Below are 16,128 nucleotides of genomic sequence, written 5' to 3' on the forward strand. Positions count from 1 at the left end.
GCGGGTCCGGTGCGCGGCGACCCGCTGCGCCCGGCTCCGCCGCGCTTGCGATCGCCGCTAGTCTGGCAAAAATGACAGGCTCTGGAATCTCCGGTTTTCCGCGCATCGATTTCGACGCTCTCTACCGCGAGGAGAGCGCGCCGCCCTGGGACACCAAGGCGCCCAAGGAGAATGTGGTGGGCTGGCATGAGCAGGGTCTGGTGCACGGCGACGTTCTCGACGTGGGCTGTGGCCTCGGCGACAACGCCGTCTACCTGGCGCGGCACGGATTCAGGGTGACCGGGATGGACATCTCCCCGACCGCGCTGAGCACCGCCGAGCGGCGCGCGACGGATGCCGGCGTGGAGGTGACGTTCGCAGTGGCCGACGCCACACGGTTGGACGGCTACACCGACGCGTTCGACACCGTCATCGACAGCGGCATGTTCCATTGCCTCGACGAGGACGGCAAACGCAGCTACGCCCGCGCCGTGCACCGGGCGACTCGCGAGGGCGCCACGTTGTTACTCAGCTGCTTCTCCGATGCCAAGCCACCGGACCCTGAGCAACCGCGCCCGGCGGTGTCCGAGCAGACATTGCGCGACGTTCTCGGCGGCGCCGGCTGGGACATTGTGTCGCTGGAACCGGCCACGGTGTACCGCGAAGGGTGGGGCGGCGAGATGGCGTTCTGGTACGTCCAGGCGCGACGGCGCTCATGAATCTCGACGGAAACCAGGCCTCGATCCGCGCGGCCTGCGACGCCCGCCTGCTGGCGGGCGCGCTCACGGTGGTGTGGCAGCACGGAAAAGTGTTGCAGGTCAACGAGATCGGTTACCGCGACATCGACGCCGGACTACCGATGCAGCGCGACACGCTGTTTCGGATCGCGTCGATGACCAAGCCGGTCACGGTCGCCGCGGCGATGACGCTGGTCGACGAGGGCAAGCTGGCGCTGGCCGACCCGGTCGCGCGCTGGCTACCCGAACTGGCCGACATGCGAGTGCTCGACGACCCCAACGGTCCGCTGGACCAGACCCATCCGGCGCAGCGGGCGATTCTGGTCGCGGACCTGCTCACCCACACCAGTGGGCTGGCGTACGGATTCTCGGTCGGCGGACCGATCTCGCGGGCGTACGTGCGGCTGCCGTTCGGGCAGGGCCCCGACGTCTGGCTGGCTGCGCTCGGCGAGCTGCCCCTGGTGCATCAGCCCGGTGAGCGGCTGACCTACAGCCATTCGATCGACGTGCTCGGGGTGTTGGTGTCGCGCATCGAGGGCAAGCCGTTCCACCACGTGCTCGAGGAACGAATCCTGCAGCCGCTGGGCATGGTCGACACCGGCTTCTGCGTCTCGGCCGAGGGCCGCCGTCGGGCTGCGACGATGTACCGGCTCGACGAGAACAACCAACTGCGCCACGACGTGATGGGGCCGCCTCACCTGACGCCGCCGGCATTCCCCAATGCCGGCGGCGGGTTATGGTCGACCGCCGACGACTACCTGCGGTTCGTCGAAATGCTGTTGCGTGGCGGCACTCTCGACGGCGTGCGGGTGCTCTCGGAAGAGTCGGTGCGGGCGATGCGCACCGACCGGCTCACCGACGAGCAGAAGCGGCATTCTTTCCTGGGGGCGCCGTTCTGGATCGGCCGCGGGTTCGGGTTGAACCTGTCGGTGGTCACCGATCCGGCGAAGTCGACGCCGTTGTTCGGGCCCGGTGGACTCGGAACGTTCAGCTGGCCCGGTGCATACGGCACGTGGTGGCAGGCCGATCCCGCCGCCGAGCTGATCCTGCTGTACCTCGTGCAGAACATGCCCACCCTGTCCACCGACGCTGCCGCCGCAGCCGTCGCCGGAAACACGTCGCAGGCGAGACTGCAAGCGGTGCAACCGAAATTCGTCCGCCGCACCTACCAGGCGCTGGGGCTGTAGCGTTTAGCCGCGAGCAGACGCGAAATCGCCTGACACGCCGAGGTTTTGGAGCATTGTGCGTCTGCTCGCCGGGCCTAGATCATCGCGATCGGCGAGACTTTGGCGCCGATCTCCAGCGCGCCGGCCAGTTCGCGGCTGACGTCGTAGTCGAACACCACATGCCCGGAGATGACGTCGACGTCGCGCTTGGCCCGCTGCAACGGGTTGTCCAGGAACTGCGCGCTGGCCCCCGACGCCTCCAGCAGGTCGGCGATCACCGACCGGGACTCGTGCACGATGTGCGCGGCCGCGGCCCGGGCGTCGGCGCGCGCGGCGCGGCTGACCCGCTGACCGGCGCACACGGCGGACTGGATCCGGTTCGCGGTGTCGTCGAGCAAGGCGTGCAGGGCACGCAGCCGCACCCGCGCCTCGCCCAGTCGGATTTGCGAGGCAGGCTGATCCTTTTGCGCCACACCGGAATACGCCAGCACCCGCTCGCCGAGTCGGCGGGCGTAGGTGTCGGCGACCAGTTCGGCCGAGCCCAGCGCCGGCATCGCCGCGGTCAGCGCCAAAGCGGGCACCATCGGCCAGCGGTACACCGGGGCGTCGTGTAGCGCAGCGCCCGGCGTGGTGCCGCTGTAGATGTCGACGACCTTGACCAGCCGATGGCCGGGGACCCACGCGTCGTCGACGACGACGTCGTTGGAGCCGGTGGCGCACATCCCGGCGACGTGCCAGACGTCCTCGATGCGGACGTCGGACGCCGGCAGCAGCACCAGCGCCGGATACGGGCTGCCCTCGGGGTCGCAGAGAGCCCCGACCAGCACCCAGTCGGCGTCCATCACACCGGTGGCCCAGGACCATCGCCCCGACAGCCGGATGCCGCCGTCGACCGGTACCCCTCGCCCGGTCGGAGCCAGCGGCGCCGGGCACAGCACCGGGCCGTCGGCGAACACCTCGTCCTGGGCCTGCTCGCTCAGCAAAGCGAGCATCCAGTTGTGCAGGGTGTAGAAGCCCAGCGTCCAGGCGCTGGACGCACAACCGTGCGCCATTTGCCGTACCACGTCGAAGATTTCGGGAAACTCGGCCTGTCGTCCGCCGTAGCGCGCCGGCATCAGCAGCCGCGCCAGCCCGGATCGGCGGTAGTCGTCGACGGTGGCCTGCGGCAGCCGTCGCAGCTTTTCCGCTTCACCAGCACGTTCGGCCAGGCTGGTGACGAAGTCCGCGGTAATCATGGCCAGGACCGTACCATACCTTTTGGTATGGTATTGCCATCCGATCGAGACTGCGGTCACGGCCTCCACGCGCGAAAAACCGCGCGCTGTGCGCAGTTTCGCCGCTGTGGGCGCAGTGCCGTCAGTGCCGCAGCATCACCTCGATGAAGTCCTCGCGACGGCCGGCCGCGCGGGGGCTGGGCCGCGACCCGGACAGGTGCAGAAATCCGATGCCGGCGGCGAACGTCGCGTTGGCGCGCATGTCGGCCTCCTCCGGGTCGAAGCCGTCGTCGAGGAATGCCTGCCGCACGGCGTCGACCACCCGCTCGTCGGATGCCCGCACCGCCTTGGCGACCATCTCCTCCGAACGCGCCCACTCCCGCATCGCACGCTCCAGCATCCAGTGCCGGGGCCCGACCAGCGCGGTCATCATCCGGGACAGCCGCTGCCGGGGCGGGTCGCCGGCCAGGTCGTCGAAATACCAGCGGTCCTCGTCGCGGACCGCCGCCCAGGTGTCGATCAGCGCTTTGCGGTAGGCCTTCATGTCGCTGAAGTGCCAGTAGAAGCTGCCCTTGGTCACACCGAGCCGGCGGCACAGCCGGTCCAGGGTCAGCCCCTTGAGGCCGTCCTCTGCGAGGACCCGGAAGCCTTCCTGCACCCAGTCATCCACGGACAGCCGCGAATTGGACGAGCCAGCCGAAGTCACCACGTTGATTAAGCCTAGTGAGTTCCGCGGCCGCTGAATGCACTAATTTGACGCGAATGTCATATGTTGGACGATGAGGCGGCCAACGCGCGGCGAGCATAGGCCCGGACGTCGGCGTCGTCGTCCTTGAGCGCAATGCCCAGCGCATCGCGCGCGGCGACGTCCGACCCCGCCCACCGGGTCAGGCTGAGCACCGCCGCCTTGCGCACGTCGAGGTGCTCGTCGGCCAGCGCCGCGCTGAGCCGCGGGACGGCAACCTCGGCTGCGGCGCCCGACAGCGCTTTCGCGGCGCCTTCGCGCACCTGCCAGGCCGGCGCCCGCAGCGCCTGCTCGACGGCGGCCACATCGTCGGCGCCGCAACCCAGTTCGCTGAGCGCCGCGAGTGCGGCCGCGCGCACCAGCGGGTCCGCGTCGGCGATCAACCCGCGGACGGTGGCCACCCCGCAGCCCAGCGTGGCCAGACCGTTGGCGGCGACGATGCGGACCTCCCGGTTGTCGTCGCCGGCGGCTGCGGCCACCCCGTCGGCGTCGTCGACGGAGACCAGTGCCCGCACCGCTTCGATCCGCACCCGGTGATCGGGGTCGTCGAGCGCCCAGCGGTATTGCCCGGCCTCGCCGGCGCGACGCGCGGCCAGCAGATAGACGGCCACGGCCCGGACCACCGGGTCGGCCGACGTCAGATACGCGCGTCCGGCTTCGGGTTGCGGAAGCACTTCGACGAGCTCGCGTACGCCTTCGGCGGCGACCCGCCGCACGCCAGGGTCGGTGTCGTCGAGAGCTTCCAGCAGCGCCGCGGCGTAGCCGTCTGGTGTGTGTTCGGTCAGCGTGCTGACCGCCGTGCGCCGCACCCCGGCGTCCGAATCGGCAAGAAAACCGGCCAGTTTCGCGACGGTCGGTTCCTCGATTGCCAGCACGGCGGCGATCCGCGGCGACGGCGGCTCGCTAGACGCTGTGGCGCTGATCCGCGACCGGGTGGTGAGCGGTGCCTGACCGCCGACCAACGCTGGCTGCTGCACCGGGTATGCGGTTTGGTCTGCGGGCGGCACGGCCTCCAGTCCCGGCACCGAGATGAAATACGGCGCCACCGGCCGCTTGATGAACTGCATCGACCCGTCGGCGCCCTTGTGCACGTTGAGGTGGTAGCCCCATTGCTGGTCGTCGCGCGCGGGCAGGTCGGAGCGTTGGTGGTAGAGGCCCCACCGCGACTCGGTGCGGGTCAGCGACGAGCGGGCCGCCAACTCGGCACAGTCCCGGATGAACGACACCTCGACGGCGCGCATCAGCTCGTGCGGCGTGCGGGCACCCATCTCGGCGATCTCGTCGCGCATCCGCTCGAAGGTCCGCACCGCGATCGACAGTTTGGCCGCTGTTTTGGGCGGCGCCACGTAGTCGTTGACGAACCGCCGCAGCTTGTATTCCACCTGGGGTTGCGGCGGCCCGTCGGGATGGCGCAGGGGCCGGTAGATCAGCTCGTGGGCCTCGCCCAACTGGTCTCGTGGAAGAGCTTGCGGTGCGGGCACTTCGGCGAGCGTCGACGCCGCATGTGCCCCGGCCAGGTCGCCGAACACGAACGCGCCGATCATGTAGTTGTGCGGCACACAGGCCAGGTCCCCGGCGGCGTACAGCCCGGGCACCGTGGTCCGCGCATGCTCGTCGACCCACACTCCGGACGCGGAATGTCCACTGCACAGGCCGATTTCGGAGATGTGCATCTCGATATCGTGCGTGCGGTAGTCGTGCCCGCGGTTGGCGTGAAAAGTGCCGCGGGTCGGCCGTTCGGTGGTGTGCAGGATGTTCTCCAGCGCCGTCAGCGTCTCGTCCGGCAGATACGAGACCTTCAGATAGATCGGCCCGCGGGCGGATTCGATCTCGCTGCGGACCTCGGCCATCATCTGCCCCGACCAGTAGTCGGAGTCGACGAACCGCTCCCCCAGCGCGTTGACCTGGTATCCGCCGAACGGGTTGGCCACGTAGGCGCACGCCGGGCCGTTGTAGTCCTTGATCAGCGGGTTGACCTGGAAACACTCGATGCCGGACAGCTCCGCACCGGCGTGGTAGGCCATCGAGTATCCGTCGCCGGCGTTGGTCGGGTTCTCGTAGGTGCCGTACAGGTACCCCGACGCGGGCAGTCCCAGCCGGCCGCACGCCCCGGTCGCCAGTATGACGGCCTTGGCGCCGACGGCAACGAATTCGCCTGTCCTGGTGTGCAATGCGGCAGCGCCGACCGCGCGGCCGTCCTGCACGAGCACCCGCACCGGCATCAGCCGGTTCTCGATGCGGATCTTCTCGCGCATCGAGCGTTGCCTCAGCACCCGGTACAGCGCCTTCTTGACGTCCTTGCCCTCGGGCATCGGCAACACGTAGGAGCCGGAGCGGTGTACCCGGCGCACCGCGTATTCGCCGTGTTCGTCCTTTTCGAACTTGACGCCGTAGCGCTCGAGCCGCTGCACCATCGCGAAGCCCCGGGTGGCGGTCTGGTAGATGGTGCGCTGGTTGACGATTCCGTCGTTGGCGCGGGTGATTTCGGCGACGTAGTCCTCCGGTTCGGCCTTCCCGGGGATGACGGCGTTGTTGACGCCGTCCATGCCCATCGCCAAGGCGCCGGAGTGGCGCACGTGCGCCTTCTCCAGCAGCAGCACCTGGGCGCCGTGTTCGGCGGCGGTCAGCGCGGCCATGGTGCCGGCGGTGCCGCCGCCGATGACCAGCACGTCGCAGTCGAGCCTGGCTGGCGCCGCAGGGTCGGGAATCTCGATCATGCTGCCACCGAGTATTCAAGTGCGGCAACGATTTCGGCTCGTAGCGCGGACGGGGCGACGGCGCTGCGGGGGGCGGGTACGTCGATGAGCGCGCGCAGCGGCTGCCCGGCCCGGCCGAGCACCGCGACCCGGTCGCCCAGCACCAGCGCTTCGTCGACGTCGTGGGTGACGAACACGATCGTCGTGGGGTGGGTGCGCCAGGTGTCGATCAGCAGCCGCTGCATCGCGGCGCGGGTCTGGGTGTCCAACGCGCCGAACGGCTCGTCCATCATTACCGCCCGCGGCGCTCCGGCCAGGCCGCGGGCCAGCTGGACGCGCTGCCGCATGCCGCCGGAGAGGTTCTTGGGCAGGTAATCGCCGAAGCCGGTCAGCCCGAGCTCGGCGATCCACCGGTCGGCCTGGGCGCGCCGGGTGGCGCGCGGCTCGCCGCGCAGCCGCAGCGCGAGCTCGATGTTGGAACGCACACTGCGCCACGGCAATAGCGCGTTGTCCTGGAACACCACGCCGCGGTCGCCGGAGGTGGTGGTGACCTCGGCGCCGTCGGCCAGGACTCGGCCGGCGTCGGGTCTCAGCAGCCCGGCCAGTGCGCGCAACACCGTCGTCTTGCCGCAACCCGACGGCCCGGTTAGGACCAGGATCTCCCCCGGCCGCACGGTCAGGCTGAGACCCTCGATCACCGGAGACGCGTTGTAGGACAACCGGATTCGATCCAGCTCGAGACTCATGCCGGCGGTCATCGGGCGTTCTCCTCACCGCGCGGAAGCCAACGGGTCACCCGGCGGCCCACCAACTCCACCGCCGCTGCGGTGGCGAAGCCGAGCACCCCGATGGTGATGATGCCGACGAACACGTCGGGATAGGCCAGCACCGTGTAGGCCTGCCAGGTGCGGTATCCGACACCGAGGCGGCCGGAGATCATCTCCGCGGAGATGACGCAGATCCACGCCACGCCCATGCCGACCGACAGGCCGCCGAACACGCCGGGCAGGATGCCGGGCAGTACGACGCGGGTGAGCACGTCCCACCGGCCACCGCCCAGGGTGCGCACCGAGTCCTCCCATAGCGTGGGCAACGCGCGCACCGCATGCCGGGTGCTGACCATGATCGGGAAGTAGGCCGCCAGGAACGTGATGAACACGATGCCGGCCTCGTCGGTGGGAAACAGCAGGATCGCCACCGGCACCACCGCGATCGCCGGGATCGGCCGGGTCAACTCGGTCAGCGGGCCGAACACGTCGGCGAACAACCGGGACCGGCCCAGCAGGATGCCGGTGCCGACACCGACTACCGCGGCCAGCCCGAAGCCGGTCAGGATGCGAATCAGCGACTGCCCCAAGTCAAGCCAGTATCCGTCGGTCGCAAGCCGACGGGCCAGCGCGCTCACGATCTCGGTGACCGTTGGCAGCGTGTCGAACCGCAGCCACAGCCGCACGTTGCCGGCGGTGAGCAACTGCCACAGCCCGATCGCGGCGGCCACCGACGCCACCCGCAGCAGCCGCGACCGCCACCGCGAGCGGCCTCGGCGCGGCAGCGCGGTGACGGGCGTGAGTGCCGCCGGGGCGCCGATCTCGACGGCGGTCATGCCGCACCCGCCAGCGCTTGCTGGTAGTCGACCGCGACACTGCCCGGGTGCGCGGCGACGTAGCGGTGCGCGCCCGCCGTGGTGTCGAACGGTAGATAGTTCGCGCCGTCGCGGACCCACACCGATTTGTCGGCGAACCAGCGGGTGCCGAATTCGGCGTCGTGTACGTACGCCGCGCGCACGCGCCCGCCGCGGGCCGTGGCGTCGCGCACGGCCCGCAGCAGCGCGTTCGGGTCGGCCACCGACAGGGTGGTGTCCGATCCGTCGACCCACACCTCACCGCCGGTCAGCGATGGCTGGTCGATTTGGCCCACCGCATTGTCGTAGTCAAGCTTTCGGGTGGCGAACGCCGCCCGCAGCGGCGCGTCCTGGACGAAACCGCCGACGTCGAGGTCGGCGAAGTCGCCGATCGACTTCAGGTACGGCACATCGCCTTTCAGAGCATCAACCAGCGGCTTCTTGAGCGTGGTGTCGAACGCAGTGCCGCCCGGGCCGTTGTAGAGGTAGACCACTTCCTGCGGCAGTCCGCTGGCTTGCGCGACGATGCGTGCCGCCTCCAGCGGCTTGGTGTTGATGAAGTCGGTCGCGTCGAGCTGCGCCTGCAGGAAGGCGTCGAGCACCTCCGGGTGGGCGGCGGCGTAGGCGCGGCGCACCACGACGCCGTGCAGCGTCGGGTAGTTCAGCTCGGCGCCGTCGTAGAGCAGCTTGGCCTTGCCCTGGTAGACCAGCAGGCCGGGCCAGGCCACGAACTGCGAAAGTCCTTGCACCTGACCGGATTCCAGCGCCGAAGCCCCCACCTGCGGCTGCTGGTTGAATACCTCGACGCCGGTGGTCGGGTTGATGCCGGCGTTGGACAACGCCCGCACGAGGGTGCCGTGACCGGCCGAGCCGATGCTGGCGGAGACCTTCTTCCCAGCCAGGTCGGTGATCGCCCCCGCTGTCGACGCGGGCGTCACCACGACCATGTTCAGTGCGCCCTTGGGCTGGTAGCCGGTGACCGAGACGATCTCGGTGCGGGCACGCTCGTTGGCCTGGGTCTTGGAGCCGTTGATCAGCATCGGGTAGTCGCCCATCGAGCCGATGTCGATTTTCTCGGCGACCATCTGGGCGGTGATCGGGGCGCCGGTGTCGTAATCCTGCCATGTGACACGGTATTTCGTGCCGGTGCGTTTGCTGATGTCGTCGAGCCGGCGTTCCAGATAACCCTGGGCGCGCAGCATCGTGCCTGCGGTCACCGTGTTGATGGTCTTGGACTGGTAGCCGACGACGACGTTGACGGCATCGGTGGAGGTCAGCGCGCAACCGGCGGCAAGCAGCGCAAGCGAGGCCGCTATGACGGCGGATCGTCTCATGGAAATGTCCTGGCGCTCGGTGAATCTCAGCGGATCAAGTAGGGCATGTTGACGGTCACCGCGCCGGTCGGACAGCGGGCCGCGCATGGGCCGCAGTACCAACACTCGTCGACGTGCATGAAGGCCTTGCCGGTGTCGGGGTTGATGGCCAGCGAGTCCAGCGGGCAGATGTCGACGCACAACGTGCAGCCGTCGATGCACAGCGACTCGTCGATGGTCACCGGGACGTCGGCGCGCTGATTGACCAGTGTCACGTCGAACTCCTAACAAGGCTGCCGCGCATGGTGATTCGATCACCGCGCATCCGGATGTATTCCAGGTCAACAGGTCTGCCATCATCGAGGCTGGTGAGGTGTTCCAGCATGAGCAGCGCCGCGCCGTCGGGCGCCTGCAGGGCCGCCGCGGAATGGGGGTCGGCGGGAATGGCCTCCAGCGCCAGGCTCGCCGAGCCGAGCCGACGGCCGCTGACTTGCTCGATGAGGGCGAACACGTCGTTGGTCTCCAGCGGCTGGTTCAGGATCTCGCCGCCGATGTCGGGCGCCAGGTAGGGCAGGTCCAGGCTGAGCGGCAGCCCGCCGAGGTAACGCAGTCGTTCGATGAACACCACCTGCTGGCCGGGCGACAGTTGCAGCCGCTGCGCCACGGACGGCGGGGCGGCGACCGTCATGGCCGCGCGCACCTCGTTGCGGACCTCGCCGTAGCCCTTGAAGGTTTCCTTCAGACCCAACAGCGTGTCGAGCCCGTGGTCGTATTTGCGCTGCGCGACATGGGTTCCGATGCGCGGTCCGCAATCGATCAGCCCCTCGTTCTTCAGGACCGCAAGCGCTTCCCGAATCGTGTTGCGGGAGACGAAGAACTCTCCTGCCAGTTGCTGCTCGGTGGCAGCCCGTGGTCGTAGGCGCCGGTGTGGATCTGATGCCGCAACACGTCGGCGACCAGGCGCGCGCGGTCGGCGCGGGGCCGGCGGAATCGGCAGCGGTACGGCAAGGGCCACGCCGTCACGCTATCGGCGCCCGAGATGTGTCCTGGCCAGCGATTTGCGGCCTTGGGCAAGCTCAAACGTATTGCGCCACTCTTGGGTGAGCAGCCATCAGCACAAACCTGCGTTCAGCGCACAATCACGCCACCGCCCTGGTTTCTGATCCGGCTGAGCGAAATGTTCCGCGCGAGCCTGCGCAAATCCGGCGATCACCCCGGCGTGTCGACCGGGGGACGCACGGTCGCGGCAGGAGGAGGGGGCTAGCCGAGGATGGCCCGGGTGGACGCGACCGCGACCTCCGACGTCTTGCCGTTGCCGCTTGCCTGGGCGACGGCGCGTCTGGTGTTGGCCATGCGTTGCAGCGCCGCCTCGGTGAAGACCGACAGTCCGAGCTCGGGGTTGTAGCCGTGGATCTCTTTCACGTCGAGCTCGGCGAGGAAGTACAGGATCTCCTTGGAGATCACCTGGCCGGGAACCAGCACTGGGAAGCCCGGTGGGTAGGGCACCACAAACGTGGTGGACACCAACGGTTTTCCCTCGGCGAGCCGGCGTCCGGCGGCGCCGAGCTGGACGTGTTCGCGGTCGGAATCCTCGTATCCGGCGTAAAAAGCCGACCGCATGTCGCCGAACGAGCAGGCGCTCTCGGGGCGGAACGCGTCGTCGAATTCGCTGAAGTCCGGCAGCGCCGGCAGATCCTCGGTGATCTCCTCGACCCGGCGCTGGTGCAGAATGCGATCTTCCTTGCCGGCCGCGGATTGGCTGCGCTCGAAGTCGGCGGCCACCCGCCGCAGCGCGTCGAGCAGGTAATGCACGCTCGACCAGGTGACGCCGATCGTGAAGATCAGCAACACGCTGTTGATCGACGTCTTGTTGATCTGGATGCCGAACCGGTTCATCAGGATCTTCTCGCGAAACTCGTACCCGTTCATGCCGGTCTTCCCGATGAACAGGGTGACCCGGGTCGGGTCCAGCACGAACTGGTCCGAGCGCCACGCCTCGTTCCACTCCGCCAGCGCGCCCTGGCGGACCTGCCGGTACGAGCTGACCGTCGACTGCCGAAACTCCTCGGGCACCAGGTCGGACTCGTCGAGGATGCGAAACCACTTGCCGATCAACCGGTCTTTGCGGACCCGGTGCCGAAACACCAGCGCCATGTCGTAGACGTAGCGGACCATCTCGAAGCCCTCGATGTCGACCTGACGGCGCGCTAGGTCCAGCGACGCGAGCAGCTGCTGATTGGGCGAGGTCGAGGTGTGAGTTAAAAACGCCTCACCGAAGGCGTCGCGGCTTACCGCCTGGAAATCCTGGTCGCGGATGTGAATCATCGACGCCTGGCGAAGCGCCGACAGCGACTTGTGCGTGGAATGTGTTGCGTAGACTCGGATCCGGGCGCGCGCAGGATCCGGGAGCAGTCGGTGGTTGACCCACTGCGCGCGCTCGACCCCTTCCATCGACGCGCTCCACGTGCGGTACTCCTCGACGTAGGCCGGAGATGCCAGCATCGATTCGAGTTGCTCGGCGGCGATCATCGCGGTCCGCTGCCGCGCCCACGGCACCGCGGTGGCGAACGCGTACCACGCTTCGTCCCACAGGAAGCAGATGTCCGGCTTGATCGCCAACACCTCCTCCATCACCCGTCGTGGGTTGTAGACCACACCGTCGAACGTGCAATTGGTCAACAGCAGCATGCGGACCCGGCCCAGCTGGCCGGCGGCCTCCAACTCGAGCAGCGCCTGCTTGATGGTCTCCAGCGAGACCGCGCCGTAAATTGCGAACGGCTGCAACGGATAGGCGTCCAGATATAGCGGGTACGCGCCGGCCAGTACCAGGCCGTAGTGATGCGACTTGTGGCAGTTGCGGTCGATCAGCACGATGTCGCCGGGCCGGGTGAGCGCCTGCACCACTATCTTGTTGGCCGTCGAAGTGCCGTTGGTGACGAAGTAGGTCGCGTTGGCGTTCCAGGTCACCGCGGCCTTGTCCATCGCCGCCCGGATGGCGCCGTGCGGGTCCAGCAGCGAGTCCAGGCCGCCCGACGTCGACGACGTCTCGGCCATGAAGATGTTGCGGCCGTAGAACTCACCCATGTCGTGCAGCGATTTGGAGTTGAAGATGCTGGCGCCGCGCGCGACGGGCAGGGCGTGGAACTGGCCGACCGGCGCGGCGGCGTAGGCCCGCAGCGCGTCGAAAAACGGTGTGGCGTAACGATTCCGGATGCCGGCGAGCACCGTGCTGTATAGGTCGGTGACGTCGTTGAGCCGGTAGAACGTGCGGTCGTAGACGTCAGGCTCGTCCTCGGTTTCGGCGGCAATCGACTCGTCGGTGAGCAGATACAGGTCGATGTGCGGCCGCAGTTCGCGCATCCACTCGCCGCACTCGACCCAGTCGTGGGTGCGGTCGGTGGCTATCACCTGGTCGTTGGCGCCGAGCAGCGTCGTCATCAACGGCACCCGATCGCGGGATCGCAGCGGCAGGTCGTGGCGGATGATCGCGGCCTGGATTTCGCCGTTGAGCGCGACGGCCGTGATGGCGTCCTCGACGCTGGTCACCACCAGCAGCTCGATCTGCACATCGTCGGACGGGTCGCGCAGTTCGCGCAGGCACTCGGCCAGGCTCTCCGGGGCCGCCGTCGGCGAGTCGTCGGCAAGCAGCACGGTGTAGAACTGTTGTTCCTTGGCCCGTGCCACCAGCTCCTGATCGGCCAACGACTCGGACGTGTCGAACAGCGCTGCCCGGTCGCCGTATTCGGAGAGCAGGCGCACCGCCAGCGACACCTCGTCGGCCAGCCGTACGGTGGCCATGTTGTCGAGGTACTCGCGGAATGCCGCCAGATTCTCGGCGCCCGGGTACAGCCAATACCGTTCGTAGGCCGCGAGCCGCTTGAGCAGGCGCTTGACCCGGGCCAACTCGTGTGTGGTGTCCAGGCCGGCCCGGTTGACGACGGCGAGCTGATGGCAGGCGTCGTCGAGCAGGTTCCAGGTATCCAGCCGGGAATACGACGGGTTGGCTACCGCCGCCAGCGCGGAAACACGAAGCCGTCTCGGGCGCTTGCCGTCACGGTCCATGTCGCCAGTGTGTCCCTCCGTCGAACGGCGTGGGGGCATTTCGGGCCCCGGTGCGCCACGCGGCGACTCAGCCGTCGAGGTCGTCGTCGCCTGCCCTGCCCCGGTTGACCGCCATCCACCGGCGCACCGGCAGATCCCAGCGACGCGACCCGACCTCGGTGACGTCGGACAGCGACCGGACCACGGCCTGGGTCAGCCCCATGATCGCGGCCATCACCGGAAGCAGCGGCGCGAACGGCCGGGCCACCGAACGAACCGTGCTGATGCGCCGCGCCACCACGTAGCGCTCGATGCAGTGGTACAGCCACGCTCCGACACCCAGCGCATAGATCGCCAGCGCCGCCGCGATCGCGGCCTGACCGTACGCGGCACACACCACCGCGCCGAGCACGACGGTCGCCGCCAGCACGCCGGCGATGACGACCCGCAACTCCAGGCGGGTCATGACTCGCGGTTCCGAACCGCTTGCGCAGCGGCCCGGATCTGCGGCGTCACCAGCATCACCTGACCCAGCACCCCGTTGACGAAGCCCGGCGAATCGTCGGTGGACAGCTCCTTGGCCAGCTCCACCGCCTCGTCGACGGCGACCGGCTCCGGCACGTCGTCGGCGTGCAGCAGCTCCCACACCGCGACCCGCAGGATGGCCCGGTCCACCGCCGGGAGCCGTTCCAGCGTCCAGCCCTGCAGGTGCGACGAGATCAGGTCGTCGATGTGAGCGGCATGCTCGGTGACGCCGCGGGCCACCGTCTCGGTGTACGGGTGCAGCGGCGCCACATCCGGTTTGGCCTCCGCCAGCGCGGCACGGGCTTCGGCTGCCTCGATCGGGGTCAAGCCGCGCGCCTCGGCCTCGAACAGCAGGTCGACGGCGCGCTTGCGCGCGTGATGCCGCCCTTTGACAGGCCTCGCCGGCTTGGCCTCAGGCATGATCAGGCGCGGCCGAGGTAGCTGCCGTCGCGGGAGTCGACCTTCAACTTGTCGCCCGTGTTGATGAACAACGGGACGTTGATCTGCGCGCCGGTCTGAAGCGTCGCCGGCTTGGTGCCGGCACTGGACCGGTCGCCCTGCAAACCGGGCTCGGTGTGGGTGACCTCCAACTCGACCGTCACCGGCAGCTCGATGTACAGCGGCGAGCCGTTGTGGAAGGCCACCTGCACCGGCATGCCTTCGAGCAGGAACTTGGCCCCGTCGCCGACCAGGGACTCCGGCAGGTGGTGCTGCTCGTAGTCTTCGCTGTCCATGAACACGAAGTCCGAGCCGTCGCGGTACAGGTAGGTGGTGTCGCGGCGGTCCACGGTGGCCGTCTCCACCTTCACGCCGGCGTTGTAGGTCTTGTCGACCACCTTGCCGGAGATCACGTTCTTGAGCTTGGTGCGCACGAACGCAGGGCCCTTGCCGGGTTTGACGTGCTGGAACTCGACGATTTGCCACAGCTGGCCGTCGATGACCAGCACCAGGCCGTTCTTGAAGTCGGCAGTCGTTGCCACGGTTTTCTACGTCTCCTAGAGAATGGCCAGTTCCTTGGGGAACCGGGTAAGCAATTCGGGGCCTTGCGTTCCCACGACCAACGTGTCCTCGATGCGGACGCCGCCACGGTCGGGCACATAGACACCGGGCTCCACCGTCACCACAGAGCCCGCCCGTAGTGTACCGGCGGCGCTGGCGCTGATCCCCGGCGCTTCGTGGATCTGCAGGCCCACCCCGTGGCCCAGGCCGTGCCCGAAATGCTCGCCGTGGCCGGCGTCGTCGATCACCTGGCGAGCGGCGCCGTCCACCTCGGACAGGTCCGCGCCGGGTTGCAGCGCGTCGCGCCCGGCCTGCTGCGCCGCGGCGACCAGTTGATAGATGTCGCGCTGCCAGTCGGCGGCCTGGCCCAGCACGAAGGTGCGGGTCATGTCGGAGTGATAACCGGCGACCAGCGCGCCGAAGTCGATCTTGACGAAGTCGCCGGCGGCCAGCACCGCGTCGGTGGGGCGATGGTGCGGGATCGCCGAGTTGGCGCCTGCGGCGACGATCGTCTCGAACGACGGCCCGTCGGCGCCGTGGTCGAGCATCAGCGACTCCAACTCGCGGCCCACTTCGCGTTCGGTCCGGCCCGGCCGCAGCCCGCCGCGCTCGACCAGGTCGGCCAGCGCGGCGTCGGCGGCCTCGCACGCCAGCCGCAGCAGCGCGACCTCGCCGGCGTCCTTGACCTCGCGCAGCGCTTCCACCGTTCGCGGCGCGCGGACCAATTCGGCGCTGCCCGCCTCGTCGGCCAGGGCATCGAAGCCGTCGACGGTGACCACGTGACTTTCGAAGCCCAGCCGCCGCACGCCCGCCGACGCGGCGCGACCGGCCAGGTGCCGACCGCAGGCCCGCTCGATGACGACCTCTAGGTCGGGTGCCTGTTCGGCGGCCTGGGTGCGATACCGCCCGTCGGTGGCCAGCACCGGCGGGCGGTCGTCGGCGAAGACCAGCAGGGCAGCGTTCGAGCCGGTAAAACCCGACAGGTAGCGGACGTTGACCAGGTCGGTCACCAGCATCGCGTCCAGCTCGGCCGCGCCGATCCGTGAACTCAGATTGTGTCGACGCTGGGAATGTGTCACGCCCGACGACGGT

At 68.7% G+C, this 16,128-nt stretch carries 14 protein-coding genes and 1 pseudogene; 2 read left to right on the plus strand and 13 right to left on the minus strand.

What is annotated here, in order from left to right:
- The first annotated feature begins 71 nt into the window (after positions 1-71).
- Positions 72-698 carry a class I SAM-dependent methyltransferase gene (locus AWC14_RS02520; protein ID WP_045376363.1) on the plus strand — a complete coding sequence of 209 codons (627 nt, stop codon included), beginning with the start codon at positions 72-74 and terminating at the stop codon, positions 696-698.
- Positions 695-1,903, plus strand: a complete 1,209-nt coding sequence (locus AWC14_RS02525) for a serine hydrolase domain-containing protein (RefSeq protein ID WP_045376360.1) — start codon at positions 695-697, stop codon at positions 1,901-1,903. The genes AWC14_RS02520 and AWC14_RS02525 overlap by 4 nt, the downstream gene beginning before the upstream one ends.
- A 74-nt stretch (positions 1,904-1,977) precedes the next feature.
- Here the strand turns inward: AWC14_RS02525 and AWC14_RS02530 are convergent, their stop codons facing one another.
- The 13 genes and pseudogenes from AWC14_RS02530 to AWC14_RS02590 all read right to left on the minus strand — a co-directional run bounded on the left by AWC14_RS02530 (position 1,978) and on the right by AWC14_RS02590 (position 16,115).
- The gene (locus AWC14_RS02530; protein WP_045376425.1) at positions 1,978-3,117 is read right to left on the minus strand and encodes an acyl-CoA dehydrogenase family protein; all 1,140 of its coding nucleotides are present in this window, start codon (positions 3,115-3,117) and stop codon (positions 1,978-1,980) included.
- 121 nt (positions 3,118-3,238) lie between these two features.
- Entirely contained in the window at positions 3,239-3,802 is a 564-nt protein-coding gene (locus AWC14_RS02535) for a TetR/AcrR family transcriptional regulator (protein WP_045376358.1), read from the minus strand.
- 59 nt (positions 3,803-3,861) lie between these two features.
- On the minus strand, positions 3,862-6,558 hold the full coding sequence (locus AWC14_RS02540) for a fumarate reductase/succinate dehydrogenase flavoprotein subunit (protein WP_045376356.1): 2,697 nt from the start codon (positions 6,556-6,558) through the stop codon (positions 3,862-3,864).
- On the minus strand, positions 6,555-7,295 hold the full coding sequence (locus tag AWC14_RS02545; protein WP_045376354.1) for an ABC transporter ATP-binding protein: 741 nt from the start codon (positions 7,293-7,295) through the stop codon (positions 6,555-6,557). Before AWC14_RS02545 ends, AWC14_RS02540 begins: the two co-directional genes overlap by 4 nt.
- Positions 7,292-8,140 carry an ABC transporter permease gene (locus AWC14_RS02550; protein ID WP_045376352.1) on the minus strand — a complete coding sequence of 283 codons (849 nt, stop codon included), beginning with the start codon at positions 8,138-8,140 and terminating at the stop codon, positions 7,292-7,294. Before AWC14_RS02550 ends, AWC14_RS02545 begins: the two co-directional genes overlap by 4 nt.
- Positions 8,137-9,492: an ABC transporter substrate-binding protein gene (locus AWC14_RS02555; protein WP_045376348.1), complete on the minus strand. Its 1,356-nt coding sequence runs from the start codon at positions 9,490-9,492 to the stop codon at positions 8,137-8,139. Before AWC14_RS02555 ends, AWC14_RS02550 begins: the two co-directional genes overlap by 4 nt.
- 26 nt (positions 9,493-9,518) lie before the next feature.
- Complete coding sequence (locus AWC14_RS02560) at positions 9,519-9,746, minus strand: 4Fe-4S dicluster domain-containing protein (RefSeq protein ID WP_045376345.1); 228 nt, start codon at positions 9,744-9,746, stop codon at positions 9,519-9,521.
- A pseudogene (locus AWC14_RS02565) lies at positions 9,743-10,486 on the minus strand (GntR family transcriptional regulator). Before AWC14_RS02565 ends, AWC14_RS02560 begins: the two are co-directional and overlap by 4 nt.
- Before the next feature lie 245 nt (positions 10,487-10,731).
- On the minus strand, positions 10,732-13,533 hold the full coding sequence (locus tag AWC14_RS02570) for an aminotransferase class I/II-fold pyridoxal phosphate-dependent enzyme (RefSeq protein ID WP_045376422.1): 2,802 nt from the start codon (positions 13,531-13,533) through the stop codon (positions 10,732-10,734).
- Between the two features lie 67 nt (positions 13,534-13,600).
- A complete protein-coding gene (locus AWC14_RS02575) occupies positions 13,601-13,978 on the minus strand; it encodes a hypothetical protein (protein WP_045376342.1) in 378 nt (125 codons plus the stop codon).
- Positions 13,975-14,457, minus strand: a complete 483-nt coding sequence (gene nusB / locus AWC14_RS02580) for a transcription antitermination factor NusB (protein ID WP_045376339.1) — start codon at positions 14,455-14,457, stop codon at positions 13,975-13,977. The genes AWC14_RS02575 and nusB overlap by 4 nt, the downstream gene beginning before the upstream one ends.
- Positions 14,458-14,459: 2 nt before the next feature.
- Complete coding sequence (gene efp / locus AWC14_RS02585; RefSeq protein ID WP_045376336.1) at positions 14,460-15,017, minus strand: elongation factor P; 558 nt, start codon at positions 15,015-15,017, stop codon at positions 14,460-14,462.
- Positions 15,018-15,032: 15 nt separating this feature from the next.
- Positions 15,033-16,115 (minus strand): M24 family metallopeptidase, encoded by a 1,083-nt coding sequence (locus AWC14_RS02590; RefSeq protein ID WP_045376333.1) that lies wholly within the window; start codon positions 16,113-16,115, stop codon positions 15,033-15,035.
- Between the last annotated feature and the right edge of the window lie 13 nt (positions 16,116-16,128).

The organism is Mycobacterium kyorinense (assembly GCF_002101735.1).
GTDB lineage: Bacteria > Actinomycetota > Actinomycetes > Mycobacteriales > Mycobacteriaceae > Mycobacterium > Mycobacterium kyorinense.